Below are 25,546 nucleotides of genomic sequence, written 5' to 3'. Positions count from 1 at the left end.
GCGCCTCAGCCCATGTCTGCCACGGGTACGGGGGGCGAATGGGCCGGTCGGGGGCGTTCGGCCAGGTGGCGGGTCAGGAGGAGTAGGGGCTGGGTGAGGAGGGTCGTGGTCAGGGCCATGAAGACCAGGACCGTGTAGAGCGGCTCGCTCAGCAGCCCCGCCTGGAGGCCCGCGTTCAGGGCGATCAGTTCGGTGAGGCCGCGGGCGCTCAGCAGGACTCCGACGGTCCGTGCGTCGTCCCGGTCCAGTCCGCCCAGCCGCGCGGCCACCGTCCCGCTGCCAATCTTCGTGGTGACGGCCAGCACCGTCACCACCAGCAGGGCGACCCATCCCGTGGCGTCCATGGTGTCGAGCGCGACGGACTGCCCGGAGACCACGAAGAAGAAGGGCAACAGCAGCGAGCTGACGTCGTGCAACGGCCGCACCAGCTCCGGATCCAGGGTGCCGCCCTTCTCCCGGGGCACGACGACCCCCGCGAGCAGCGCGCCGAAGATGACGTGCAGTCCGAGGGAGTGGGTGACCCAGGCCGACCCGAGGGCGAAACCGATCAGTAACGCCAGTCGCAGTGAGGGTTCCATCCGCGTCCGCGGCCCCCACAGCAGCAGTCGCAGCAGCGGCCGGGCCGCCACCAGCATCAACGCGGTGAAGCCGGCCGCGAGCAGCGCCCGCCACGGCCAGCCCAGGGCGTGCCCGTCGCCGGCGCCGTCCATCATCGTCCCGGCCAGTACGGTCCACCCGATCACGTCGAGCAGACCGGCCGCCGACACGGCCACGACACCGGGCACCGTACGGGCCAGGCCGTTCTCCCGCACTATGGCCGTCAGCACCGGCACGGCCGTTATCGACAGGGCGACCCCGGCGAACACCACCATCGCGGGGGAGAGGTCCCGCGGCATGCCCAGGTCCCGCAACTGCTCCTGGAACAGCAGCGCACAGCCGCTGCCCACCGCCATCGGCACCACGAAGGCCGCCAGCGCCACCGTCACCGCCGTGCGCGCCCGCGAGCCGAGGACCTTCAGATCCAGTTCGTACCCCACTGCGAACAGGAAGACCACCAGGGCGAACTGCGCGAAGCCGGTGAGCGCCGGGCCGATGCCGTCGGGGAACAGGCTGTCGTACGCGTCCGGTGCGAGGCTGCCGAGCAGGGACGGGCCGAGCGCTATGCCCGCCGTCAACTGGCCGACGATGTAGGGCTGTTTCAGCTTGCGCGCCAGCCAGCCGGCCGCGTGTGCGGCCACCAGGATCAGGGCCGAGGCCCCCACGAAATGCATGACCATCGCGTCAGGGCTCATGGCATCCCCCTGGTGTCCAGTTGTCGGGGCCGTTGTCCGGCCGCAGGAGGGTCTTCGCATGTGTGCTCGACCCCAACCGCCTTATGATACTGGTAACTTGACGGCGTAACGGGAGTCGTACACAACGCTGCACCGGTGTCACGGGGGGCACATGACGGCGGTCGTCTTCATTCATGGCACAGGAGTGCGCGAACCCGGCTTCTCGGAGCTCGCGGGGCGCGTGGCGGCCGGGCTGACCGCCCTGCGCGACGGACTGCGCATCGTGCCGTACTACTGGGGAGGCGCACACGGCGCCACGCTCGCCGCGGGCGGGGCGAGTCTCCCGGCGCAGGCGGGGACCGGGGGTACGGCCCGAGGGCTCGGTCTCGAACTCGCCGACATTCCGGCCGCCGCCGATGACGACACCGCGGCCGCCTGGGCCGCCCTCTATGCCGACCCGTACGCCGAGCTCGCCCTCGCCGCGGCCGGCAGCGAGCCGGTCGTGGAGCGTCCGCCGGGTTCCGTACCGCCGGAACAGAAGCTCCAGGCCCAGCTGGCCGCACTCGCCGCCCAGGGGGACGCGCCCGCCGCCGAGTTGGGTCCCGGGCTCGCCCGCGCCGCCACCGACCTGGCCGCCCATCCGCTGCTCGGCCCCGCCGCCGACGCCCTCGACCCCGGTGACCTGGCGGTTCTCGCCGCCCGCAGCCTGGCCGCCCGCCTCATCGCCGACGCCCTGGACGCCGACGCACCGCTCGTCCCGGTCGGCGACACCAGGGACGCCGTCGTCGACCGGCTCGCCGAAGCCCTCGGCGCACCGCCCCGGGGTACGGAACGCGGGCTGCGCTCCCTGCTGCTGCGGGCCGCCGGTTCCGCCGCGTCCCGTGCCGTCGTACGCCGCCGCCGCGCCCTCACCGAGGCCGCCCACCCCGCCGCCGGGGACATCCTGCGCTACCTCAGCCGCGGCGAGGCGGTCCGCGCGGAACTGCGTACGCTCGTCGCGGGCCTGGAGCCGCCCGTCGCGCTGGTCTGCCACAGCCTCGGCGGAATCATCGCCCTGGACACGCTGATCTCCGCCCCGCTGCCCCAGGTCCGCCTCCTGGTGACGGCCGGCTCCCAGGGGCCCTTCCTGTACGAGTCCGGCTCCCTGCCCACCCTCGAACACCCCGCCCCGCTGCCGCCGCACGTCCCGGACTGGCTGAACCTGTACGACCCCCGCGACCTGCTCTCCTACCTCGGCGCGGGCCTCTTCCCGGGGCGCGTCACCGACATCGCCGTCGACAGCCGCCAGCCCTTCCCGGCCTCCCACAGCGCCTACTGGACCAACCCGGCGGTGTACCGGCACATCGTGGACCGCCTGCCGTGACGGGTCTCGGCCCGGTCGTGGATCCCGCCCGGGTGCACGCCCTGATCGTCGGTGTCGAGAGATACGACGCCGGATCCGGCTGGGACCTGCCGGGGCCGGCCCGGGACGCTGTCGCGTTCCACCGGCTGCTGCGCGACGCCGGGGTGCCGGCGGACCGGCTCCGGCTGCACCTGGCGCCCCTGCCGCCGTACGTCCCCGATCTCCCGTACGAACCCGCCGACCACGCCACCCTGCGCCGCGTCCTGGTGCGGGAACTCCCCCTGGTGCAGGGGGACGTCCTCTGGGTGTGGTGGGGCGGGCACGGAGTCCTCGACCGGGCCGGTCGGCTGCGGCTGTTCTGCGCCGACGCGACCACCGTCGACAAGCTGGGCATCGACCTGGACTCGGCGCTCGCCCGGTACGCAGGCGACGCGGTGCCCGCCTTCGCCGAGCAGCTGTGGATCGTGGACGCCTGCGAGACCTTCGAGGAGAGTCTCGGCTTCCGGGAGGCCCTGCCGCCCGACGCGCTGCCCGTGGGGCGGCGCAACCTCGCCCATCGGCAGACCCTGCTGCGGGCCGCCGGGCGCGGCCGGGCCGCGGCCAACGACCCCGAGCGCGGCACGGGCCTCTTCTCCGAGGTGCTGCTCGCCCTGCTGGCCGACCGCGCGGCCGCTCTGCCCGCCCCGCCCGATCCGGAGGAACTGTTTCCGGCCGTACGGACACGTATCGCGGCCCTCAGGGAAGCGGGCCGTACTCTGCAGTATCCCGAGATCCGGCTGCAGAGCCCCGAACGCACCGAGATCGTTCCCGTGGCAGGCCAGGCCCCCGAGCGGCGCCCGCTCTCGCCGCTGCTGCGGGCCGTGGAGGCGCTGCTCGCCTACCCGTTGATGGCCGACCCCACCGAACGGCAGACGGTGGTCGCCGCGTTGAACCCGCGTGTCACGGCGATGCTGCCCCGTCACACCAAGGCCCGCACGGATGCCGCCGGCATACTCAACGGGCTCGCCCGGCACCACCCGGAAGCCCTGGGCGAGCTGCTCGACGCCGTCGTGTCGCTCGACGACGACCCCGGGCGCAGAGACGAACTCGACGCGGCGCTGCGGGAATTCGAGGCATCAATGAGACGCCGAAGCGATCGGAAATGATCGAGTGGCGTGATCGTACGGTTTTCGACCCGGGCATGTATGGCCATGATGGAAAAGGACACGGGCACGGGGCATCGCGTGCCACCGTGCGAGAAGGGGGAGCATCTTGGACCAGCCGCCCGCACTGCGCCATCCCGCGGCCACCGCTCGTGCGTCGGGCGCCGCTCGGCACGCCGACGTCTGGGAGTCGGATCTGGCGGACCTCGCGGCGCTGCCCTTGACCGCCGTGGACGGTCTCGTTCCGCTCCACCCGAACGCCCGCCTTCTCAAGGAGGTCCTGCGTGCCCGCAGCAGCATGCGGGCCGGAGGCGAGGGGGGAAGCGGGGGCGCCCGGGCCGAATAGCCGGCCCGCCCCGACGGCCCAGCCCTGACGAGGCCCCGTGCGCCCGTCGGGGTACCCGCATGCCCGCACCCGCGACCGGAGGTCCCCCGCCCATGAGCAGTGCGCAGCGCCCCGCCCCGTTCCGCATGCCCGAGCGGCTGTTCGCGGAACTGGCCGCGGGCGGCGGCTCCGCGGCGGCCGTCGCCTTCCTCGAACGCGGCGAACGGGCCCGCCGGTTACTGCTCCTGCGCACCCTCCTGGACCGCCTCGACACCCTGGCCACACCTCTGACCCCGGCCGCCGAGGCCTGGCACGTCCTGAAGGACGCGGCCGTCCGGGCACCCGAGCCGGTCGACCGGCTGCTGCTCGCCCCCGCGACCGGCGGCTGGCTCGCCCACGTCCTGCGCCGGGCCCACGGCACCGCGTCCGGACCAGCCCTGTGGGCGGAGGCCGGCCACCTGTGCGCCCTGGCGGTGACAGCGTCCCTGCACGCCGGCACGGTCGCGGAACTCCGGGTCCCGCTGGTGGACGGGGCGCTGTCCCTGCCCGGGTTGGGGCTGGCCCGACTGCCCGGTGCCGCAGGGGACTTGACGATCGGGACGGCTCGCACCAGCGGGGGAGAGCTGACACTTGCGGGGCCGGGGCACGACGGGGGAACGACGTCCGTGACGATCCGGCCGGGGACAGCGCCGCTGAGGAGCGGGGCCGAGCGGATCGGGGAGGCCGGCGCCTCGGAGCCGGTTCCGATGACGGGGTTACGCGCGGCAGCGCGGGCGGAGCGCGCCGGAGCGGCCGGCGCCGATCCGGCGGGGGCGATGCCTCGTGGTGGGGGCCAGCGGGACGACCTGGAACCGCAGGACGATCTGGAAGCCCTCCCCGTGGCCATGACCGAGGCCGCGGCCTCCTCCTGGCTGCCCCTGCGCACCCTCACCCATTCGACGCCCACCGGTACCGTCGCCATCCCGCTCGACGACCTCGACCCCTACCGCGACCTGGACGACCCCCTGCCGCCGGCCCGGCTCGACGCCGCCGAGGCGGCGGAGTGGCAGCGGGTGTTCGAGGAGGCCGTCGCCGTGCTCGCCGCGCCCGGCGGTGTCGGGCCCGGGCGGCTCGACCCGGCATGGATCCGGGCGGTCGTGCCGTGGGGCCGCACGAGCACGCTCCCTCCCGCCCCGCCGACCGTCCAGGCCTCCGCCTCCAGCGGCGACTCCTTCGGCGCGATGGTGATCGCCCGCCCGTCCTCCGCGCGCGCCCTCGCCGAGACGCTGGTCCACGAGTTCCAGCACAGCAAGCTGGCCGCCCTCCTTCACCTCTTCCCCCTCCTCGACGACGACCGGGCCGAGCGCTACTACGCCCCGTGGCGCCCCGACCCCCGCCACCTCACCGGCCTGCTGCACGGCGCGTACGCCTTCACGGGCGTCGCGGGCTTCTGGCGCGACCGCATGGCAGCCGCGCGGGACGACCGGGCGGCCGTAGGGGAGGCGAGCGTCGAGGAGGAGGCCGGTTACCACTTCGCGTTGCGTCGCCTGCAGAGCCGGCTCGTCGTGCGCACCCTGCTGGCCGAGGGGCGTCTCACCGCTCAGGGGCGTGCCCTGGTCTCGGGCCTGGCGCGCACGCTGGACGGCTGGCTGCGGGAGCCGGTCCCCGCGTCCGCCCTCGCCCGTGCCCGTACGGCCGCCGCCCTGCACCGCACCGAGTGGCGGCTGCGCAACGTGGCTCCGACGGACGGTGCGGCGCACCCGGCGGACAGTCCCCGCTTCCGACCCGACCGCACCTCGTGGCCGGACGTGCGCACTAACGCCTTCGCGGTCCGCCCCGCCGCCCCGCACACCGCCGACGAGCACCTCGCCGCCGGCGACCCGGCCGCCGCGCTCGCCCGGTACGCCGACGAACTGGCCGCCGACCCCGCCGAACCGCACGCCCTCGCGGGCTGGATCGTCGCCCGCGCCACCCTCGACCCCGGCCGCGCGGCCCGCCGTATGCTGGCCCGCCCCGAGTTGCTCCAGCCCCAGCCCAGCGGCTGACCCGGTCCGCCGGGTTCCCTCACCCCACCAACCGCAACCGCTCCCCGCACACCCCCACCCGCACCGACTGCCCCCAGGTCAGCTCCACCGCATCCGTCTCCATCCCGTCGCCGAAGGCGATGAGCCGCTCCGACTCGACGGTGAGGGACAGACGGTCCGACGCGGTGAGTTCCCCGGCCACCAGTGACGTGCCGGTGGCCGGGGACGGCCAGGCCTCGCGCACGAACCACAGCAGGCGCGCCTGGGTGGGCGAGGGCAGCGGCCAGTGGCCGCCGCGCTCCTGCCACAGCGACCGGATCCACCCGGTCGCCCCGGTGCCGGTGCCCACCAGCACCCCGGACGAGGCCTGGGCCTCGACGACACCCCCGTCGCCCTCCAGGCCCAGGCGGTATCTGACTGTCTGGTGCCCGACGGCTCCCAGACAGATCTCGTTGAGCGCGACGACCCGCTGGGTGTCGTCGGCGACGGCCTCGACCATGGTGCGCTCCTCGACGCCGACGGAGCGGGCGAGAACGGCCGGCAGCAGTGCCGCCGCGTCCCTGGGGCGGTGCCGGACCAGTACGCCGGGGTTGCGTCCGGGGTCGGTGTCGATGCTCACCACGGGCTGTCCCGCGAGGTACTTGGCGACGTTCGCCACCAGACCGTCCTGCCCCACCACGACCACCACGTCCTCGGGCGCGAACAGGAACCGGTCCAAGTCGGCTCGCTCCACCCGCGCCTGACGCCAGGTCAGCGGCACCGCCGAGCCGACCTCGGCCAGCGCCTGCCGCGTCCGGCGGTGCCGTTCGGCGAGCTCGGCGAGGTCCCGGCCCCGGGAGGACAGGAAGAAGGCGGCCTGCCCGTGGGTGCCGTGCCGGGCCACCAACTCCTCGTACTCCGTGGTGCGATGGACGACGACGATCCGCGGCGCCAGGCTCACGCCCGCTCCCGCGCACCCAGCTTGGCCAGCAGCCCGGTCAGCACGTCCGGCGACACCGTCAGGCTCTCGACGCGCGGCAGGTTCTCCGCGATCCGGGTCCCCGTGAGCGCGTGCAGCGTCGCCACGTCCACCTCCGCGTGCACCCGCAGCCACGCGGCCTGCGCCTGGGCCCGCGCCTCGCCGACCTCGCGCGCCCCTTCCGCCTCCGCACGGGACAGCCGTACGGCACGGGCCGCCTCGGCCTCCGCGAGCCGCACCGTCCGTGCCGCCTCCGCCTGCGCCCGTACGGCGTCCGCCGCCGCGTGCTCCTCGGCCTCCCGCCGGGCGTTCGTGCCGTGCTGGTCGACCAACTGCTCCTCACGCCGGGCGAGTTCGATCTTGCTGGCCAGCTCGTTCTCCGCGATGGCGCGTTCCCGTTCCACCGCGACGGCCCTTCGTTCGTACGTCGCCCGGTCCGCCTCCTGCTGGATCTGCTCGCGGGCCGGGGTGCGCAGCGCGCGCTCCACCTCCGGCTCCGGCCGCAGCGCCACCACGCGTACGGCGACCACCTCGATGCCGGTCGCGGGCAGCCGCGGTTCGGAGTCCAGGCCGGCCGCGATCCGCTCGCGTACCGAGGTCACGCCGTCGACCAGCGCGGCCGCCAGCGGCGTACGCGCCAGGACGTCCAGGGCGTGCTGCTGGGCCGTCTCGGTGAGCAGCGTGCCGAGCTGCTCCAGCGGCGTGCCCCGCCACACGCCGGTGTCCGGGTCGATGGAGAAGTCGAGGCGGGCGGCGGCGAGACCCGGGTCGCCGATCCGGTAGGTGACCGTGGCCTGCACCGCCACGTCCTGGAAGTCGGAGGTGCGGGCGTGGAACGTCATCGCCAGTTCCCGGTCGTCGACCGGCACCTCCGACAGCGCGGCGGTCAGCGACCGGAACCAGAAGCTCAGGCCCGGCCCGTCGTGCAGCAGCCGGCCCGCGCGGTGGTGCCGTATGTGCGCCGTCGGTGCGCCGCGCAGGTGGCGCAGGCCGAGGCGCCGGGTGATGTCAGCCATGAAGATCCCCTCGCTTTTCGTCTGGACGACGATAACTGGCGGGTGCGATTATCGTCAAGAGGACGAAAACAAGTGGACGCAGAAACACGTGAGCGACGGGTCAAGACGCCCTGCGATGGTCAGGATGGAGGCATGGGAATGCATGTCGACTCCGAGGCCGGGCGGCTGCGCCGCGTCATCCTGCACCGGCCGGATCTCGAGCTCAAAAGGCTCACCCCCAGCAACAAGACCGCCCTGCTCTTCGACGACGTGCTGTGGGTGCGCCGGGCGCGCGCCGAGCACGACGGGTTCGCCGACGTGCTGCGCGACCGCGGCGTCGCCGTCCACCTCTTCGGCGACCTGCTCGGCGAGGCGCTGGAGATCCCCGCGGCCAGGGCCCTCGTCCTTGACCGGGTCTTCGACGAGAAGGAGTACGGGGTGCTCGCCACCGATCACCTCCGGGCCGCCTTCGAGACCCTGCCCGCCCGCGACCTGGCCGAGGTGCTGGTCGGCGGCATGACCAAGCGGGAGTTCCTGGAAGCGCACGCGGAGCCGACCTCCGTGCGCTTCCACGTCATGGAGCTCGACGACTTCCTGCTCGGCCCGCTGCCCAACCACCTCTTCACCCGTGACACCTCCGCCTGGATCTACGACGGCGTCTCCATCAACGCCATGCGCTGGCCGGCCCGGCAGCGCGAGACCGTGCACTTCGAGGCGATCTACCGGCACCACCCGCTCTTCCGGGACGAGATGTTCAACGTCTGGTCGCAGGGGCAGGCCGACTACCCGTCGACCATCGAGGGCGGGGACGTCCTCGTCATCGGCAACGGGGCGGTGCTCATCGGCATGAGCGAGCGGACCACCCCCCAGGCCGTCGAGATGCTCGCGCACAAGCTGTTCGACGCGGGCTCCGCGCAGACGATCGTGGCCCTCGACATGCCCAAGCGACGCGCCTTCATGCACCTCGACACCGTGATGACGATGGTCGACGGCGACACCTTCACCCAGTACGCCGGGCTCGGCATGCTCCGCTCGTACACCATCGAACCGGGTGTCGGCGACAAGGAGCTCAAGGTCACCGACCACCCGCCGGAGCACATGCACCGCGCGATCGCCGCGGCGCTCGGCCTCAGCGAGATCCGTGTCCTGACCGCCACCCAGGACGTGCACGCGGCTGAGCGCGAGCAGTGGGACGACGGCTGCAACGTCCTGGCCGTCGAACCGGGCGTCGTGGTCGCCTACGAGCGCAACGCCACGACCAACACCCACCTGCGCAAACAGGGCATCGAGGTGATCGAGATCCCGGGCAGCGAGCTGGGGCGGGGCAGGGGCGGGCCGCGGTGCATGAGCTGCCCCGTCGAGCGCGAGGCTGTATAGAGGGCTGTATAGAGGGCTGTATAGAAATGTCACTCGTCGTATAGACTTCCAGCGTACTTGTTCTCATATCCCTGGAGCGCCCACCATGGCGACAGTCCCGACCACCCTCGCCGGCCGCCACTTCCTCAAGGAGCTCGACTTCACCGAGCAGGAGTTCCGCGGCCTGATCGAGCTGGCCGCCGAGCTGAAGGCCGCCAAGAAGGCCGGGACCGAGACGCGGTACCTGCGGGGCCGGAACATCGCCCTGATCTTCGAGAAGACCTCGACGCGCACGCGCTGCGCGTTCGAGGTCGCCGCCGCCGACCAGGGCGCCTCGACGACGTACCTCGACCCCTCCGGCTCCCAGATCGGCCACAAGGAGTCCGTGAAGGACACCGCGCGGGTGCTGGGCCGGATGTACGACGCGATCGAGTACCGCGGGGACAGCCAGGCCAAGGTCGAGGAGCTCGCCGCGTATGCCGGCGTGCCCGTCTACAACGGCCTCACCGACGAGTGGCACCCCACCCAGATGCTCGCCGACGTGCTGACCATGACCGAGCACTGCAGCAAGGACCTCGTCGACGACGGTTTCGTCCTCGCCTACCTCGGCGACGCCCGGTTCAACATGGGCAACTCCTACCTGGTCACCGGCGCGCTGCTTGGCCTGGACATCCGTATCGTCGCGCCCAAGGAGTACTGGCCCGCCGACGAGGTCGTCGACCGGGCCCGCAAGCTGGCCGAGGACAGCGGGGCGGCCATCCTGCTCACCGAGTCCGTCGAGGAGGGCGTCGCGGGCGCCGACTTCGTCGCCACCGACGTCTGGGTCTCCATGGGCGAGCCCAAGGAGGTCTGGGACGAGCGGATCACCGCCCTCGCCCCGTACGCCGTGACCATGGACGTCCTGCGCGCCACCGGCAACCCGGACGTCAAGTTCCTGCACTGCCTGCCGGCCTTCCACGACCTGGGCACCAAGGTCGGCCAGGAGATCTACGAGACCCACGGCCTCACGTCCCTCGAGGTGACCGACGAGGTCTTCGAGTCGCCGCACTCGGTCGTCTTCGACGAGGCCGAGAACCGGATGCACACCATCAAGGCGGTCATGGTGGCCACCCTGGCCTGAACAGGCTGAACAGGCTGAACAGGCTGAACAGGCGAACAGGCTGAACGGGCCCGGGCAGACGTCAGCCGGTCACACCGGACGCCGCTGAGGCGGCACCGTCGGCAGCCTGAACCACACCGCCTTGCCGGACTCGGTGGGGCGGTGACCGCAGGACGAGCTGAGGGCGCGGATCAGCAGCAGACCACGCCCGTGCTCCTGCCAGGGGTCCGGCTCGGCCGCCGCCGGGCGCGTGAGGTTGCCGGGCGGCGCCGGATCGGGGTCGTGCACCTCGACCTGGCAGCCGCTCGGCAGCAGCTCCACCACCAGCTCTATCGGCGCGTCCCCCGCGGTGTGCTCCACGGCGTTCGCCACCAGCTCCGCCGTCAGCAGTTCCGCGGTGTCGCTGTCGGCCCCGTGCTCCAGCTCGGCCAGCGCGGTGCGCACCAGGGCGCGGGCCACCGGCACGGCCGCGGCGGAGTGCGGCAGCGCGATGCGCCAGGAGGCGGAGGCTGCGGGGCGTTCGTACAAGGTGGTTCCGTTCATGAGCAGGCTGTCCTGCTTTCAGCCTTATGAATGGTACGGCGCCGCCCGACAGAGGAGTCCGACGGGCACCGTGCGGGACCTTCGGCCCCGTTACATGCGGCTTACCCGGATGAACGGCGGGCCTCGCGCGGTTGCTCCCGCCGTTACGGGTGTGTCGACGAGTCGTGACGGATGTGACGGCCCCGGGTCAGATCCGGAGTCATGTCCCGACCGCCCGACCGCCGACCGCCCGCCCGAACCGCGACGTATCGCGCACTCGTGACGACAGTCACGGATGAGTGATAGCTTCGAAGGACAGAGCTCCGTGAGGCAGTGCCCGCCACCGAACGAGGAGGCCGCACCTCGTGAGTCCCTTCACCGGCTCCGCCGCCCGCACCCCCCACTGGCAACACCTCCGCGTCGACCTCACCGACGGCGTCGCCACCGTCACCCTCGCCCGCCCCGACAAGCTCAACGCGCTGACCTTCGGTGCCTACGCCGACCTGCGCGACCTGCTCGCCGAACTGTCCCGGGAGCGGTCCGTGCGCGCCCTGGTGCTGGCGGGGGAGGGGCGCGGCTTCTGCTCCGGCGGTGACGTCGACGAGATCATCGGCGCCACCCTGGCCATGGACACCGCCCAGCTCCTCGACTTCAACCGGATGACCGGCCAGGTGGTGCGGGCCGTACGGGAGTGCCCGTTCCCCGTGATCGCGGCGGTGCACGGAGTGGCGGCGGGCGCCGGCGCGGTGCTCGCCCTGGCCGCGGACTTCCGGGTCGCCGACCCCTCGGCCCGCTTCGCCTTCCTCTTCACCCGCGTCGGCCTCTCCGGCGGTGACATGGGCGCCGCCTACCTGCTGCCCCGCGTCGTGGGCCTCGGCCACGCCACCCGCCTCCTCATGCTCGGCGAGCCGGTCCGCGCCCCCGAGGCCGAGCGCATCGGCCTGATCGGCGAAATGACCGAGGAGGGCCGCGCCGACGAGGCCGCCCAGTCCCTGGCCCACCGCCTGGCCGAGGGCCCGGCACTGGCGTACGCCCAGACGAAGGCGCTCCTGACAGCCGAGCTGGACATGCCGCTGGCCGCGAGCATCGAGCTGGACGCCTCCACCCAGGCCCTGCTGATGAACGGCGAGGACTACGCGGAGTTCCACGCGGCGTTCAAGGAAAAGCGCCCCCCGAAATGGCAGGGGCGGTAACCATGCCGACCAAAGGGGCGCGGGGAACTGCGCGCTCAGCCCCCACCGGCCCGCAGCCGCCCCAGACGACCAACCACCCCCACCGCATCGCAATCATCGGCGGCGGCCCCGGCGGCCTCTACGCCGCAGCCCTGCTGAAACGTCTCCGCCCCCACCGCGAAGTCACGGTCTGGGAACGCAACGCCCCCGACGACACCTTCGGCTTCGGAGTGGTCCTCTCCGACGAGACCCTCGGCGGCATAGAACACGCCGACCCGAACGTCTACGCGGCCCTGCAACAGCACTTCACCCGCTGGGACGACATAGACATCGTCCACCGAGGCACCCGCCACACCTCCGGAGGACACGGTTTCGCCGCCCTCGGCCGCAAACGCCTCCTCGAAATCCTGCACGACCGGTGCCGCGACCTCGGCGTAGAGCTCCGCTTCCACTCCGAGGCGCCCCACCCGGCCCGGCTGGCCGGGGCGTACGACCTCGTCATCGCCGCCGACGGAGTCCACAGCACCACCCGCGAGGCGTACGCCCAGATGTTCCGGCCCCAGGTGACCGCCCACCGCTGCCGTTACATCTGGCTCGCCGCCGACTTCGCCCTCGACGCCTTCCGCTTCGAGATCGCCGAGACCGAGCACGGCGTGATGCAGCTGCACGGCTACCCGTACGCGGCCGACGCCTCCACCGTGATCGTCGAGATGCGGGAGGAGGTCTGGCGGGCGGCGGGCTTCGAGGAGCTCGACGCGCAGGAGTCGATCGAGCACTGCGCCAAGATCTTCGCGGACGCGCTGGGCGGCCGGCCGCTCAGGTCCAACAACTCCGCCTGGAGCACCTTCCGTACGGTGGTCAACGAGCGCTGGTCGCACGGCAACGTGGTCCTGCTCGGCGACGCTGCCCACACCGCGCACTTCTCCATCGGCTCGGGCACCAAGCTGGCCGTCGAGGACGCCCTCGCGCTGGCCGCCTGTCTGGAGGAACAGGACTCCCTGCAAGGGGCGTTGGCGGCATACGAAGAGGAACGGCGCCCCGTCGTCGCGTCGACCCAGCGCGCGGCCCGCGCCAGCCTGGAGTGGTTCGAGAACCTCGCTCTCCACCTCGACCAGCCGCCCCGCCAGTTCGCCTTCAACCTGCTCACCCGCAGCCGCCGCGTCACCCACGACAACCTCCGCCTGCGCGACCCCCGCTTCACGGAGGCCGTCGAGCGCGAGTTCGGCTGCCCGCCCGGCACGCCCCCGATGTTCACCCCGCTCCGGCTGCGCGGCCTGACCCTGCGCAACCGGGTCGTCGTCTCCCCCATGGACATGTACTCGGCCACCGACGGCCTCCCCGGCGACTTCCACCTCGTCCATCTGGGCGCACGGGCCCTCGGCGGCGCCGGCCTGGTGATGACCGAGATGGTGTGCGTGTCCCCCGAGGGCCGGATCACGCCCGGCTGCACCGGCCTCTACACCGGCAAGCAGGCCGAGGCCTGGAAACGGATCACCGAGTTCGTGCACGCGCGGGCGCCCGGCACCGCGATCGGCGTGCAGCTCGGCCACAGCGGACGCAAGGGCTCGACCAAGCTCATGTGGGAGGGCATCGACGAACCGCTGGACGACGGCAACTGGCCGCTCGTGGCCGCGTCCCCGATCCCCTACAAGCCGCACAGCCAGACCCCGCGCGAGCTGTCCCGTGCCCAACTCACCGATCTGCGCGAGCAGTTCACGTCCGCCGCCTGGCGGGCCGCCCGGGCCGGGTTCGACCTGCTCGAACTGCACTGCGCGCACGGCTACCTGCTCTCCGGCTTCCTCTCCCCGCTGACCAACCGCCGCACCGACGCCTACGGCGGCTCGCTCGCGAAACGGCTCCGCTTCCCGCTGGAGGTCTTCGACGCCGTACGGGGCGTGTGGCCGCAGGAGAAGCCCCTGACCGTCCGCATCTCCGCCACCGACTGGGCCAAGGGCGGGAACACGGCCGAGGACGCCGTGGAGATCGCCCGTGCCTTCGCCGCGCACGGCGCCGACGCGATCGACGTGTCGACCGGGCAGGTCGTGGCCGACGAACGGCCGGAGTACGGGCGGTCGTACCAGACGCCGTACGCGGACCGCATCCGCCACGCCACCGGCATCCCGGTGATGGCGGTCGGCGCGATCTCCTCCTGGGACGACGTCAACTCCCTGATCCTGGCCGGGCGCACGGACCTGTGCGCCCTCGCCCGCCCGCACCTCTACGACCCGCACTGGACCCTGCACGCGGCGGCCGAGCAGGGCTACGACGGACCGGGCGTCGCCTGGCCGGCCCCGTACCGGGCGGGCAGCCGCCGCCCGCAGACGGGGCGGACGGATGCGCCGAAACCCCGGCTCACGCTGGGGACTTGAGGGCGCACATCCTGCTTGTAAGAGAGGCGTTCTACAGCTCGACCATCCCCGCGGTCAGCGTCGCGCCGTCCGCCGGGTCGATCAGGAGGAACGCGCCGGTGCGCCGGGAGACCGCGTAGTCGTCCAGGGCCAGTGGCTCGGCGGTGCGCAGGGTGACCCGGCCCAGGTCGTTCGCCGTCAGCTCGGCGGCTCCGCCGAGGTCCTCGACGACCGCCTTGACGGTCCGGGTGGTGTGCCTGACCAGCACGCGGTCACCGACCCTCAGCGGGCGGTCGGTCAGGTGGCACACGGCCGCCCGGACCTCCTGGGTGAGCGCCGGGACGTCGGCCCCCGCGGTGATCATGTCGCCGCGCGAGACGTCCCGCTGGTCGGCCAGCCGCACGCCGATCGACTGCGGCGCGTACGCCACCTGAGCGGCGACGCCGAGCACGTCGATGCCGGTGATCTCGGAGGTCTCGCCGGACGGATGGACGGTGACCCGGTCGCCGACCCGGAGTGAGCCCGACACCAACTGGCCCGCGTAGTAGCGGACTTCGCCGTCGCGGATCACGTACTGGACCGGGAAGCGGGTGGGTGCGTCCGTGGCCTCGGTGCAGACGGGGACGTTCTCCAGGAACTCCAGCAGCACCGGGCCCTCGTACCAGTCCATGCGTGCGGACCGGTCCACGACGTTGTCGCCGACGAGCGCCGAGACCGGGATCGGTGTGAAGCCGGGGAGTCCCAGTTCCGCCGCGTGGCCCGCGAAGTCCTCGACGATCCGGTCGAACTCCTTCTCCTCGTACCCGACCAGGTCCATCTTGTTCACGGCGAGCACGACGTGCGGCACGCGCAGCAGCGCGGCGACGGCGGCGTGCCGACGGGTCTGCTCGACCACGCCGTTGCGGGCGTCGACCAGGACGATCGCCAGCTCGGCGGTGGAGGCGCCGGTGACCATGTTGCGGGTGTACTGCACATGGCCCGGGGTGTCGGCGAGGATGAACCGGCGCCGGGGCGTGGCGAAGTAGCGGTAGGCCACGTCGATGGTGATGCCCTGCTCGCGTTCGGCACGCAGGCCGTCGGTGAGGAGCGCGAGGTCAGGGGTGTCCTGGCCGCGGCTGCGGGAGGCGTGCTCGACGGCCTCCAGCTGGTCGGTGAGGACCGACTTGGAGTCGTGCAACAGCCGTCCGACGAGCGTGGACTTGCCGTCGTCCACGGAGCCGGCGGTGGCGAACCGCAGGGTGTCGATGGTGGTACCGATCGTGCCGGTCATGATTAGAAGTACCCCTCGCGCTTGCGGTCTTCCATCGCGGCCTCGGACATCTTGTCGTCGGCGCGCGTGGCGCCCCGCTCGGTGAGCCGGGAGGCGGCGATCTCGGCGATCACCTTCTCGATGGTGTCGGCGTCGGAGTCGACCGCGCCGGTGCAGGACATGTCGCCGACCGTGCGGTAGCGGACCTGCCGCTTCTCGACGGTATCGGTGTCCTTCGGGCCGCCCCACTCGCCGGGGGTCAGCCACATTCCGCCCCGCTGGAACACCTCGCGGTGATGGGCGAAGTAGATCTGCGGCAGCTCGATCTCCTCGCGGGCGATGTACTGCCACACGTCCAGCTCGGTCCAGTTGGACAGCGGGAAGACGCGGACATGCTCGCCGGGGGCGTGGCGGCCGTTGTAGAGGTTCCACAGCTCGGGCCGCTGGCGGCGCGGGTCCCACTGGGAGAACTCGTCCCGCAGCGAGAACACCCGCTCCTTGGCCCGGGCCTTCTCCTCGTCGCGACGGCCGCCGCCGAACACGGCGTCGAACTTCTCGGCCTGGATCTTCTCCGTCAGCGGAAGCGTCTGCAGCGGGTTGCGAGTCCCGTCGGGACGTTCGCGCAGCACACCCCGGTCGATGTACTCCTGTACGGAGGCCACATGGAGCCGCAACCCATGCCTGTCGACCGTACGGTCCCGGTACTCGAGGACCTCGGGGAAGTTGTGACCGGTGTCCACGTGCAGCAGCGAGAAGGGCACCGCGGCGGGGGCGAACGCCTTCAGCGCCAGGTGCAGCATGACGATGGAGTCCTTGCCGCCGGAGAACAGGACCACCGGCCGCTCGAACTCACCCGCCACCTCACGGAAGATGTGCACCGCCTCGGACTCCAGCGCGTCCAGGTGCGACAGCGTGAACGCGGTCGTCGTCACACCAGCCCCCGCTCCGCCAGCACCGCGTACACCGCGGCCGCCGACTCCCGCGGGGTCTGGTCCTGCGTCGGCAGCACGAGCGCCGGGTCCGTCGGTGGCTCGTACGGGTCGTCGACGCCGGTCAGCCCGGTCAGCCGGCCCGCGGCCTGACGGGCGTACAGCCCCTTCACGTCCCGCTCGCTGCACACCTCGACCGGGGTCGCCACATGCACCTCGATGTACGGCGTCCCGCTCGCCTCGTGCCGCCCCCGGACGGCCTCGCGGCTGTCGGCGTACGGGGCGATCACCGGGACGACGGAGAGCACGCCGTTGCGCGCGAGCACCTCGGACACCAGCCCGATGCGCTGCACGTTCGTGTTGCGGTCCGCGCGGGAGAAGCCGAGGCCCGCGGAGAGGAAGCGGCGGATCTCGTCGCCGTCGAGGACCTCCACGCGATGTCCCTCGGCCTTCAGCCGGTCGCCGAGGTGACGGGCGATGGTCGTCTTGCCCGCGCTCGGCAGCCCCGTCAGCCAGACGGTGGCTCCCTGAGCCCTTGCCGTGGTGGTCATGCGCAACGGTCCTCTTCCCTCTTGCCTACGACCCCAGGGACGGTAGGTAAGAAACTTGAGAAGAGGGACAGAGGAACCTGAGGGTTCCCTTAGGGGCCGGTGATGTGTGTGAGGTCACACGCCGGTGAAGCGCTCATACGCCCGCGAAGGCGGCCCCCGCGTCCCGCAGCCGCTCGTGCAGCCCCCGGAACACCGCGGCCGAGCGGGCGCCCGGCCAGTCCGGGGGGAGCAGGCCCGCGGGCAGCCCGGGATCGGCGTAGGGGAGGTGGCGCCAGGTGTCCAGGGCGAGGAGGTAGTCGTGGTACGCCTCCTCGGCCGGGGTGTCCGTCCGTCGCTCCCAGTCGTGCAGCACGCGCGCGTGCCGGTCGAGGAACGCCTCGTGCTCCTTGGCGATCGCCGCCAGGTCCCACCAGCGGGCGACCGCCTCCGCGGTCGGCGCGAAGCCGAGGTGCTCGCCGCGGAAGAAGTCGACGTACGGGTCGAGCCGCAGCCGCTGGAGGGTGTGCCGGCTCTCCTCGTACAGCCGCGCCGGGGCGATCCACACGCCGGGCGCGGCGGTGCCGAAGCCGAGCCCGGCCAGGCGTGAGCGCAGCACATGCCGCTTCTGCCGCTCGGACTCCGGAACGGAGAACACGGCGAGCACCCAGCCCTCGTCCTCCGGCGGTGTGACGGCGTAGATGCGGCGGTCGCCGTCGTCGAGCAACTGGCGGGCGTCCGGCGACAGTTCGTACCCCGCCGCGCCCTGTGCCGTACGGGCCGGCAGGAGCAGCCCGCGGCGTTTGAGCCGGGACACGGAGGAGCGTACGGAGGGGGCGTCGACGCCGACCGCGGCCAGCAGTCGGATCAGCTCGGCGACGGGTACGGGGCCGGGCATGAAGCGGCCGTACGCGCCGTAGAGCGTGACGATGAGAGACCGTGGTGCATGCTGGTCGGACACGTTGATCATCTTAGGTCGTCGGCATCACTGCTGGTCACCATCGGTGTCACCTGCGTCGCCGGAGGCGGCGCGCAGCCGGAACCGCTGCAGCTTGCCGGTCGCCGTGCGCGGCAGCGCGTCCAGGAGGACGACCTCGCGCGGGCATTTGTAGGGCGCCAGTTCGGACCGGACGAAGGCGCGCAGTGCCTCGGTGTCGCGCGAGGCGCCCTCCTTGAGGACGGCGTAGGCCACCACGACCTCCCCGCGCGCCTCGTCGGGCCGCCCCACGACCGCCGCCTCCAGCACGTCCGGGTGGCGCAGCAGTGCCTCCTCGACCTCCGGTCCGGCGATGTTGTACCCGGCCGAGATGATCATGTCGTCCGCGCGGGCGACGTACCGGAAGTAGCCGTCGGGCTCGCGGACATACGTGTCGCCGGTGACGTTCCAGCCGTCGCGCACGTACTCCCGCTGCCGCGGGTCGGCGAGATACCGGCAGCCGACCGGCCCGCGCACCGCCAGCAGCCCGGGCTCGCCGTCGGGCACCGGCGCGCCGCTCTCGTCCTGCACGCGCGCCTGCCACCCCGGTACGGGCACCCCCGTCGTCCCCGGCCTGATGTGCTCGTCGGCCGCCGAGATGAAGATGTGCAGCAGCTCGGTGGCGCCGATGCCGTTGATGACGCGCAGCCCGGTCCGCTCGTGCCAGGCCCGCCAGGTGGCGGCAGGCAGGTTCTCGCCGGCGGAGACGCAGCGGCGCAGGGAGGAGACGTCGTACGCGTCGACCTCGTCGAGCATCGCGCGGTAGGCGGTCGGCGCGGTGAACAGGACCGACACCCGGTGCTCGGCGATCGCGGGCAGCAGCTGCCGGGGACCGGCCTGTTCGAGGAGCAGGGCGCTGGCCCCGGCGCGCATCGGGAAGACCACCAGTCCGCCGAGGCCGAAGGTGAAGCCGAGCGGCGGGCTGCCGGTGAAGACGTCCTCGGGGTGTGGCCTGAGCACATGGCGGGCGAAGGTGTCGGCGATCGCCAGCACGTCCCGGTGGAAGTGCATGCAGCCCTTGGGGAGGCCGGTGGTCCCGGAGGTGAACGCGATCAGCGCGACGTCGTCGGCCGCGGTGTCCACGGCGGTGTACGGCTCCCCGGGCGCCGCCCGGTTCAGCAGGTCGTCGGGGGCGTCACCGCCGTACGTGGTGATCCTGAGCCCCGGTATCTCGGCCTTGGCGAGGTCGTCGACGGCCCGGATGTCGCACAGGGCGTGGTCTATTCGGGCGATCTCGCACATCGTGGCCAGCTCGTGCGGGCGCTGCTGGGCCAGCACGGTGACGGCGACCGCGCCGGCCTTCAGCACCGCCAGCCAGCAGGCGGCCAGCCAGGGGGTGGTGGGGCCGCGCAGCAGGACGCGGTTGCCGGGGACGACACCGAGGTCACGGCTGAGGAGGTGCGCGATGCGGTCGACGCGGGTGCGGAGGTCGCTGTACGTCCAGGTGCCGCCCGCCGGGGTGTGGAACACCGGTCGGTCCGCGGCCGGCCCGGAAAGGAGTTCGGCGGCACAGTTCAGCCGATCGGGGTAGTCCAGCTCCGGCAGGTCGAAGCGGAGCCCGGGCCACTGGTCCGGGGGCGGGAGATGGTCGCGGGCGAAGGTGTCGACGTGCGCCGAGGGGTTCATGGCGGTTCGCCCCCTTGCCTTGTGGGCGTGGGTGGTGGGCGTGGACGGCATCCCTGGTGGGCATCTCTGGTGGGCTCGCGCATCGAGCGTATCGTGTTGGTGACGACAGTCAACGGTGCGCGATACCGTCGGGGAGTGGCCGCAGGGCTGCGGGGGAGAGAGGACCGGCAATGCCCGCATTCTCACTCGAACCATCACAGATCGCCTGGTGTGCGGAGCTGCGCACCCTGGCCGCGGACCGGCTGCGCCCCCTCGCGGAGAAGGGCGAACCGGGCCACGTCAATCGTCCCCTGGTCGCGGAACTCGGCCAACAGGGCCTGCTGTCCCGTCTGTTCACCTCCGGCGCCCTCGACCTCTGTCTGATGCGGGAGTCCCTCGCCCACGCCTGCACCGAGGCGGAGACCGCGCTCGCCCTCCAGGGCCTGGGCGCCCACCCGGTCCACGCCCACGGCACCCCGGCCCAGCGGGACCGCTGGCTGCCCCGGGTCACCGACGGCACGGCGGTGGCGGCCTTCGCGCTGAGCGAGCCGGGGGCGGGCTCGGACGCGGCGGCGCTGTCGCTGACCGCCCGGCCGGACGGCTCGCCGACCGCTCGGCCGGACGGCCCCGCCGGTGCCGAATCGTCGTCCGACACCCTCGCGGCCGGCCCCTCCGGCGCCGGGGCGCCCGCCGACGCGCTCGCCGCCGACCCCGATGGCCCCGCCCGCTGGCGGCTCACCGGGGAGAAGTGCTGGATCTCCAACGCGCCGGAGGCCGACTTCTACACCGTCTTCGCCCGCACCACCCCCGGCGCCGGCGCCCGTGGCGTCACCGCCTTCCTCGTGCCCGCCGACCGCCCCGGCCTCACCGGCACGGCCCTCGACCTGCTCTCGCCGCACCCCATCGGCGCCCTCGACTTCGACGCGGTGCCGGTGACCGCCGACGACGTGCTCGGCGAGGTCGACCGCGGCTTCCGGGTCGCCATGGGCACCCTCAACCTGTTCCGCCCCAGCGTCGGCGCCTTCGCGGTCGGCATGGCCCAGGCGGCCCTGGACGCCGCCCTCGCGCACACCGCCCAACGGGACGCGTTCGGCGGCAAGTTGAGGGACCTGCAGACGGTCGCCCACCAGGTCGCCGAGATGGCCCTGCGCACCGAGGCGGCCCGCCTCATGGTGTACGCGGCGGCGACGGCGTACGACGCGGGCGCACCGGACGTCCCGAAGCGCGCGGCGATGGCGAAGCTGCTCGCCACCGAGACCGCGCAGTACGTCGTCGACGCGGCCGTCCAACTGCACGGCGCCCGCGCCCTGCGCCGCGGCCACCTGCTCGAACACCTCTACCGCGAGGTACGCGCCCCACGCATCTACGAGGGGGCCAGCGAGGTCCAACGGGGCATCATCGCCAAGGAGTTGTACGCGAACCAGGAGGCCCTGTGAGCGCCGAGCGCATCAACCCGCCCGAACTCTCCCCGCCCGCTGGCTTCTCCCACGCGGTCGTCGCCACCGGGACGCGCGTGGTGTTCCTGGCGGGCCAGACCGCTCTCGACACCTACGGCAAGGTCGTCGGCGACACCCTCGCCGAGCAGTTCGAGCGAGCCCTCGCCAATCTCCTCACCGCCCTGACCGCCGCCGGCGGCACCCCCGCCGACCTCGCCCGCGTCACGGTGTACGCCACGGACATCGCCACGTACCGCACCCACGCTCCCGAACTCGGGCGTATCTGGTGCCGGTTGGCGGGCCGGGACTACCCGGCGATGGCGGTCGTCGAGGTCGTACGCCTGTGGGACGACCAGGCGATGGTGGAGCTGGACGGTTTCGCGGTGCTGCCCTGACCGAGCGTGAACCGCTCCCGCAAGGAAGCGATCAAGCAGCGATCAGGCAGCGATCGTCAGCCGCTCGACGGGCACCCGGTGCGGGGCGACGATCCGGCCGTCCGGCAGCAGTTCGCCGGTGTCGTCGAACACGATCGCGCCGTCGCACAGCAGGTTCCAGCCCTGCTCGGGGTGGGCGGCGACGATGTGCGGGGTGTGGTCGTCGGTTGCGGGGCACGAAGGCTGGTGGGAACGCATGGCGCACCTCCACGTCGGTTGGACCATCGGGTCCGGTCCTATGGATAGACCATCCTCCCGCCGCGAACTCATCGGAACGGCCCGCCCCGAAGCGTGACAACACGCGGACACCACGGGGACAACACGCGGACCGTTCCGCGACCGCCGGTGCGGACTCGCCACCGAAGGGGTGACGGTCACGGCTGCGGGGGCTCCTGCCCGGTACCAGTGGAGCCCCCACTTCAGGAGGTCTTCCCATGTCCTTGCGCCCTGCCCTCGCCGCCGTCGCCGGTGCCGCGCTGCTCCTGCTGACCGCCCCCGTCGGGGCGGCGACCGCGGACCCGTTCGAGATCGTGACGGTCGACCCGACGGGCCGCATCGCGTCCGACGGCACCGTGACCCTGTCCGGCACCTACCGCTGCACCGGCAGCACGGGCCCGGTGTACGTCAGCTCGTCCGTCGGCCAGGGCTCCCTGTCCGTCCGCCACGGCATCGGCGGCACCCGCGCGGTGTGCGACGGGCTGGAGCACGCCTGGTCGAACACCGGCAAGCCGTGGCGGAGTTCCCTCGAACCCGGCGCGGCGCAGGTCGAGGCCACCCTGATGGAGCTGCGCCCGCAGGGCGGTCTGCCGCTGCCCCGCTTCCACGCGGCCCAGCGGCAGGAGGTCACCCTGATCGAGGGCTGACCGCCGCGTCAGTCCATCAGCCCCGCGGCGACGGTGGCGCCCAGCTCCCAGCAGGCCTCGACGTCCGCCTTGCCGGGCTCGCCCGTCACGGTGACGGCCTCGGCGGCACGCCGCCAGCCGAGGCCGGTCGTGATCGCCTCGATGCCGCGGACCGCTCCGGTGACGTCGTTGCCGCCGTGCACGTAGTAGCCGAACGGGCGGCCCTGCGTGGCGTCCAGACACGGGTAGTAGACCTGGTCGAAGAAGTGCTTCAGCGCGCCGGACATGTAGCCGAGGTTCGCCGGCGTACCGAGCAGGAACCCGTCGGCCTCCAGCACGTCGGACGCCGTCGCGGCCAGCGCGGCCCGCCGCACGACGCGGACTCCCTCGATCTCCGGGTCCGTCGCACCGGCGACGACGGCCTCGAACAGCGCCTGGCAGTTCGGCGAGGGCGTGTGATGCACGATCAGCAAAGTAGCCACCATTCCCTAAGACTGAGCGGGAGTGTGTCCTGTTGCCAGGACTGCTGCTCAGCCGGGTGCGCCGAACGGTGTTGGGCACCCTGGCCGCCCGCTTTCGCTCCACCACCGGGCGGCGCGCATCCGGTGCGCGATCCGGGAGGGTGGGGGCGAGTTCCCTCACGCCGTAGGGCCTCCGGTCGGGCCTGGGCGGTCCGAGGCCCACCACGATCACTCTGGTCGGGGTGGGGCGGTGCCGTCCGTCGCCTGATCGGATGTCCGAGGGCGCGTCGCCCGACCGCGATGCTCGCCGCATCGTGCCGGGAAACCTTCACGGGCATGGCCTCGGCGCTGCTCAACACCGCGCAGCAGATCGGCGCGCGCTCGGACTCGCGGTCCTGTCGACGATCTCCACCTCGGCCGCGAACGACAAGCTGCCCGAGGCGGCCGCGTCCTTCTACCGGGGCCTGGCCACCGAGGACTTCCCGCTGGTCGCGAAGGCGGGCGAGGCCCTCACCCACGGCTACACGATGGCCTTCGTGGCCGCGGCCGTCACGTTCCTGGCGGGCCTGGCGGTCATGTTCCTGGCCGTCAACGCGGGCAGGCAGCAGCCCATCGAGGGCGCGCCGCCCGTCCACCTGGGCTGACCGCTCAGCGCACGCGAAGCGGCCGCGATGCCATCCGGCGTCGCGGCCGGTTCGTGCTGTCGGCGGCGGTGGCCCGCTCAGATGTCCCGGAACGTCTCGATCTGCGCCCCGACCGAGTTGAGCCGCTCGGCCAGATCCTCGTAGCCCCGGTTGATGACGTACACGTTCCGCAGCACGGACGTGCCCTCGGCCGCCATCATCGCCAGCAGGACGACCACGGCGGGCCGCAGGGCCGGCGGGCACATCATCTCGGCGGCGCGCCAGCGGGTCGGGCCCTCGACCAGGACCCGGTGGGGGTCCAGGAGTTGCAGGCGGCCGCCCAGGCGGTTGAGGTCCGTCAGGTAGATGGCGCGGTTGTCGTAGACCCAGTCGTGGATCAGGGTCTTGCCCGACGCGGCGGCCGCGATGGCCGCGAAGAAGGGGACGTTGTCGATGTTCACACCGGGGAACGGCATCGGGTGGATCTTGTCGATCGGCGCCTCCAGCTTGGAGGGCCGGACGGTGAGGTCCACCAGGCGGGTGCGGCCGTTGTCGGCGGGGTACTCCGGCGTGCGGTCGTGGTCGAGGCCCATCTCCTCCAGGACCGCGAGCTCGATCTCCAGGAACTCGATGGGCACCCGGCGCACCGTCAGTTCCGACTCCGTGACGACCGCGGCGGCCAGCAGGCTCATCGCCTCGACCGGGTCCTCGGAGGGGGAGTAGTCGACGTCGGTGTTGATGTCCGGCACGCCGTGCACGGTGAGCGTGGTGGTGCCGATGCCCTCCACCTTGACGCCCAGCGCCTCCAGGAAGAAGCACAGGTCCTGGACCATGTAGTTGGAGGAGGCGTTGCGGATGATGGTGACGCCGTCGTACCGGGCGGCGGCCAGCAGCGCGTTCTCGGTGACCGTGTCCCCGCGCTCGGTCAGCACGATCGGCCGGCCGGGCCGTACGGAACGGTCGACCACCGCGTGGTACTGGCCCTCGGTCGCCGCGATGTCCAGCCCGAACCGGCGCAGCGCGATCATGTGCGGCTCGATGGTCCGCGTACCGAGGTCGCAGCCGCCGGCGTACGGCAGCTTGAAGCGGTCCATGCGGTGCAGCAGCGGACCGAGGAACATGATGATGGACCGCGTGCGTACGGCGGCGTCCGCGTCGATCGCCGCCATGTTCAGCTCGGTCGGCGGGACGAGTTCCAGGTCGACGCCGTCGTTGATCCAGCGGGTGCGTACGCCGATGGAGTTGAGCACCTCCAGCAGGCGGTACACCTCCTCGATGCGCGCGACCCGGCGCAGCACTGTGCGCCCCTGGTTGAGCAGCGAGGCGCACAGCAGGGCCACACACGCGTTCTTGCTCGTCTTCACGTCGATGGCGCCGGACAGCCGACGACCGCCGACCACGCGCAGGTGCATCGGGCCCGCATAGCCCAGAGAGACGATTTCGCTGTCCAGTGCTTCACCGATGCGAGCGATCATCTCAAGGCTGATGTTCTGGTTGCCGCGCTCGATGCGATTGACGGCACTCTGACTGGTGCCGAGCGCTTCGGCAAGTTGTGACTGTGTCCAGCCCCGGTGCTGCCGGGCGTCACGGATGAGCTTGCCGATGCGTACGAGGTAGTCGTCTGCCATGAGCTTGAGGCTATCTCAGATATGAGATGGTGCCTCTCGAGGGGGGCCGTTCGGGTGATGACGGCGAGAGACCTGAGGGTTCGTCAACGGCGCTTGGCCGTACGAGTGCGGCGCCATCCGAAAGGTCCGGGCAAATCCACTGATGTCGTACGTCGTCCTGTGCTGCTGCTCGTGTGCCGCGGCCCGTGGCGGCCACCACCGGTGGTGATGGACCAGGAGCGCCGGTTGATGTTCAGGCGTACGCCCGGCAGGATCCGGAAGCTCTTGCGGAAGGTGAGGGGCATGTGGGCCTCCCTTCAGGAT

At 72.4% G+C, this 25,546-nt stretch carries 25 protein-coding genes and 1 pseudogene; 12 read left to right on the top strand and 14 right to left on the bottom strand.

All coding sequences use genetic code 11. The features are described from left to right. Positions 1-5 precede the first annotated feature (5 nt). Complete coding sequence (locus OG252_RS14660) at positions 6-1,292, bottom strand: cation:proton antiporter (RefSeq protein WP_329336513.1); 1,287 nt, start codon at positions 1,290-1,292, stop codon at positions 6-8. A gap of 151 nt (positions 1,293-1,443) precedes the next feature. On the opposite strand from OG252_RS14660, the gene OG252_RS14655 reads away from it, so the two are divergent. The 4 genes from OG252_RS14655 to OG252_RS14640 all read left to right on the top strand — a co-directional run bounded on the left by OG252_RS14655 (position 1,444) and on the right by OG252_RS14640 (position 6,104). Continuing rightward, on the top strand, positions 1,444-2,634 hold the full coding sequence (locus OG252_RS14655; protein WP_329336511.1) for a hypothetical protein: 1,191 nt from the start codon (positions 1,444-1,446) through the stop codon (positions 2,632-2,634). Beyond that, entirely contained in the window at positions 2,631-3,758 is a 1,128-nt protein-coding gene (locus OG252_RS14650; protein ID WP_329336509.1) for an effector-associated domain 2-containing protein, read from the top strand. Before OG252_RS14655 ends, OG252_RS14650 begins: the two co-directional genes overlap by 4 nt. Positions 3,759-3,864: 106 nt before the next feature. After that, complete coding sequence (locus OG252_RS14645; RefSeq protein ID WP_266432645.1) at positions 3,865-4,101, top strand: hypothetical protein; 237 nt, start codon at positions 3,865-3,867, stop codon at positions 4,099-4,101. 92 nt (positions 4,102-4,193) lie between these two features. Then, a complete protein-coding gene (locus tag OG252_RS14640; protein ID WP_266432642.1) occupies positions 4,194-6,104 on the top strand; it encodes an aKG-HExxH-type peptide beta-hydroxylase in 1,911 nt (636 codons plus the stop codon). A gap of 19 nt (positions 6,105-6,123) precedes the next feature. On the opposite strand, the gene OG252_RS14635 is transcribed toward OG252_RS14640, so the two are convergent. Then, positions 6,124-7,023, bottom strand: coding sequence for a hypothetical protein (locus tag OG252_RS14635; protein WP_329336506.1), 900 nt, complete (start codon positions 7,021-7,023; stop codon positions 6,124-6,126). After that, positions 7,020-8,057, bottom strand: coding sequence for an SPFH domain-containing protein (locus OG252_RS14630; protein ID WP_266432640.1), 1,038 nt, complete (start codon positions 8,055-8,057; stop codon positions 7,020-7,022). Before OG252_RS14630 ends, OG252_RS14635 begins: the two co-directional genes overlap by 4 nt. 132 nt (positions 8,058-8,189) lie before the next feature. Here OG252_RS14630 and OG252_RS14625 point away from each other — a divergent pair, with 132 nt between their 5' ends. Then, positions 8,190-9,413, top strand: a complete 1,224-nt coding sequence (locus OG252_RS14625) for an arginine deiminase (RefSeq protein ID WP_329336503.1) — start codon at positions 8,190-8,192, stop codon at positions 9,411-9,413. An 85-nt stretch (positions 9,414-9,498) separates the two neighbouring features. After that, the gene (gene argF / locus OG252_RS14620; protein ID WP_329336501.1) at positions 9,499-10,512 is read left to right on the top strand and encodes an ornithine carbamoyltransferase; all 1,014 of its coding nucleotides are present in this window, start codon (positions 9,499-9,501) and stop codon (positions 10,510-10,512) included. 69 nt (positions 10,513-10,581) lie between these two features. On the opposite strand, the gene OG252_RS14615 is transcribed toward argF, so the two are convergent. After that, entirely contained in the window at positions 10,582-11,034 is a 453-nt protein-coding gene (locus tag OG252_RS14615; RefSeq protein ID WP_266432635.1) for an ATP-binding protein, read from the bottom strand. A gap of 344 nt (positions 11,035-11,378) precedes the next feature. On the opposite strand from OG252_RS14615, the gene OG252_RS14610 reads away from it, so the two are divergent. Further along, positions 11,379-12,206: an enoyl-CoA hydratase family protein gene (locus OG252_RS14610; RefSeq protein ID WP_329336498.1), complete on the top strand. Its 828-nt coding sequence runs from the start codon at positions 11,379-11,381 to the stop codon at positions 12,204-12,206. A gap of 2 nt (positions 12,207-12,208) precedes the next feature. Further along, a complete protein-coding gene (locus tag OG252_RS14605; RefSeq protein WP_329336496.1) occupies positions 12,209-14,554 on the top strand; it encodes a bifunctional salicylyl-CoA 5-hydroxylase/oxidoreductase in 2,346 nt (781 codons plus the stop codon). 31 nt (positions 14,555-14,585) lie between these two features. On the opposite strand, the gene OG252_RS14600 is transcribed toward OG252_RS14605, so the two are convergent. The 5 genes from OG252_RS14600 to OG252_RS14580 form a co-directional block, all read right to left on the bottom strand. Beyond that, positions 14,586-15,803 (bottom strand): sulfate adenylyltransferase subunit 1, encoded by a 1,218-nt coding sequence (locus tag OG252_RS14600; RefSeq protein ID WP_329336494.1) that lies wholly within the window; start codon positions 15,801-15,803, stop codon positions 14,586-14,588. A 2-nt stretch (positions 15,804-15,805) separates the two neighbouring features. Continuing rightward, entirely contained in the window at positions 15,806-16,714 is a 909-nt protein-coding gene (cysD, locus tag OG252_RS14595) for a sulfate adenylyltransferase subunit CysD (protein WP_329336492.1), read from the bottom strand. Further along, positions 16,711-17,262, bottom strand: a complete 552-nt coding sequence (gene cysC, locus OG252_RS14590; protein WP_266432626.1) for an adenylyl-sulfate kinase — start codon at positions 17,260-17,262, stop codon at positions 16,711-16,713. Before cysC ends, cysD begins: the two co-directional genes overlap by 4 nt. 133 nt (positions 17,263-17,395) lie before the next feature. Then, positions 17,396-18,208, bottom strand: a complete 813-nt coding sequence (locus tag OG252_RS14585; protein ID WP_329336489.1) for a PaaX family transcriptional regulator — start codon at positions 18,206-18,208, stop codon at positions 17,396-17,398. Positions 18,209-18,223: 15 nt separating this feature from the next. After that, entirely contained in the window at positions 18,224-19,840 is a 1,617-nt protein-coding gene (locus OG252_RS14580) for an AMP-binding protein (RefSeq protein WP_329336487.1), read from the bottom strand. A 170-nt stretch (positions 19,841-20,010) separates the two neighbouring features. Here OG252_RS14580 and OG252_RS14575 point away from each other — a divergent pair, with 170 nt between their 5' ends. Both OG252_RS14575 and OG252_RS14570 read left to right on the top strand, forming a co-directional pair. After that, the gene (locus tag OG252_RS14575; RefSeq protein WP_329336485.1) at positions 20,011-21,255 is read left to right on the top strand and encodes an acyl-CoA dehydrogenase family protein; all 1,245 of its coding nucleotides are present in this window, start codon (positions 20,011-20,013) and stop codon (positions 21,253-21,255) included. After that, positions 21,252-21,650, top strand: a complete 399-nt coding sequence (locus tag OG252_RS14570; RefSeq protein WP_329336483.1) for a RidA family protein — start codon at positions 21,252-21,254, stop codon at positions 21,648-21,650. Before OG252_RS14575 ends, OG252_RS14570 begins: the two co-directional genes overlap by 4 nt. Positions 21,651-21,692: 42 nt before the next feature. On the opposite strand, the gene OG252_RS14565 is transcribed toward OG252_RS14570, so the two are convergent. Continuing rightward, positions 21,693-21,887 (bottom strand): DUF5999 family protein, encoded by a 195-nt coding sequence (locus tag OG252_RS14565; RefSeq protein ID WP_266432615.1) that lies wholly within the window; start codon positions 21,885-21,887, stop codon positions 21,693-21,695. 236 nt (positions 21,888-22,123) lie between these two features. Between OG252_RS14565 and OG252_RS14560 the strand changes: the two genes are divergently transcribed. Then, entirely contained in the window at positions 22,124-22,552 is a 429-nt protein-coding gene (locus tag OG252_RS14560; RefSeq protein WP_329336480.1) for a DUF6299 family protein, read from the top strand. A gap of 8 nt (positions 22,553-22,560) precedes the next feature. Here the strand turns inward: OG252_RS14560 and OG252_RS14555 are convergent, their stop codons facing one another. Both OG252_RS14555 and OG252_RS14550 read right to left on the bottom strand, forming a co-directional pair. Then, entirely contained in the window at positions 22,561-23,013 is a 453-nt protein-coding gene (locus OG252_RS14555) for a flavodoxin family protein (protein ID WP_266448013.1), read from the bottom strand. Next, positions 22,998-23,321 (bottom strand): annotated as a pseudogene (locus OG252_RS14550) (IS200/IS605 family accessory protein TnpB-related protein); the annotation flags it as partial. The gene OG252_RS14555 and the pseudogene OG252_RS14550, both read right to left, overlap by 16 nt. Between OG252_RS14550 and OG252_RS14545 the strand changes: the two are divergent. Continuing rightward, on the top strand, positions 23,265-23,636 hold the full coding sequence (locus OG252_RS14545) for a hypothetical protein (RefSeq protein ID WP_329345442.1): 372 nt from the start codon (positions 23,265-23,267) through the stop codon (positions 23,634-23,636). The pseudogene OG252_RS14550 and the gene OG252_RS14545 overlap by 57 nt on opposite strands. Before the next feature lie 77 nt (positions 23,637-23,713). Here the strand turns inward: OG252_RS14545 and OG252_RS14540 are convergent, their stop codons facing one another. Together OG252_RS14540 and OG252_RS14535 are read right to left on the bottom strand one after the other, a co-directional pair. Then, positions 23,714-25,243: a helix-turn-helix domain-containing protein gene (locus OG252_RS14540; RefSeq protein WP_329336478.1), complete on the bottom strand. Its 1,530-nt coding sequence runs from the start codon at positions 25,241-25,243 to the stop codon at positions 23,714-23,716. An 83-nt stretch (positions 25,244-25,326) separates the two neighbouring features. Then, complete coding sequence (locus OG252_RS14535; RefSeq protein ID WP_079164867.1) at positions 25,327-25,527, bottom strand: DUF4236 domain-containing protein; 201 nt, start codon at positions 25,525-25,527, stop codon at positions 25,327-25,329. Positions 25,528-25,546 lie beyond the last annotated feature (19 nt).

This window comes from Streptomyces sp. NBC_01352 (genome assembly GCF_036237295.1).
In the GTDB taxonomy this organism is placed as follows: Bacteria; Actinomycetota; Actinomycetes; order Streptomycetales; family Streptomycetaceae; genus Streptomyces; species Streptomyces plumbiresistens.
Note: the sequence above shows the minus strand (reverse complement) of the source record. Positions and strands in the feature narration are given on the sequence as shown.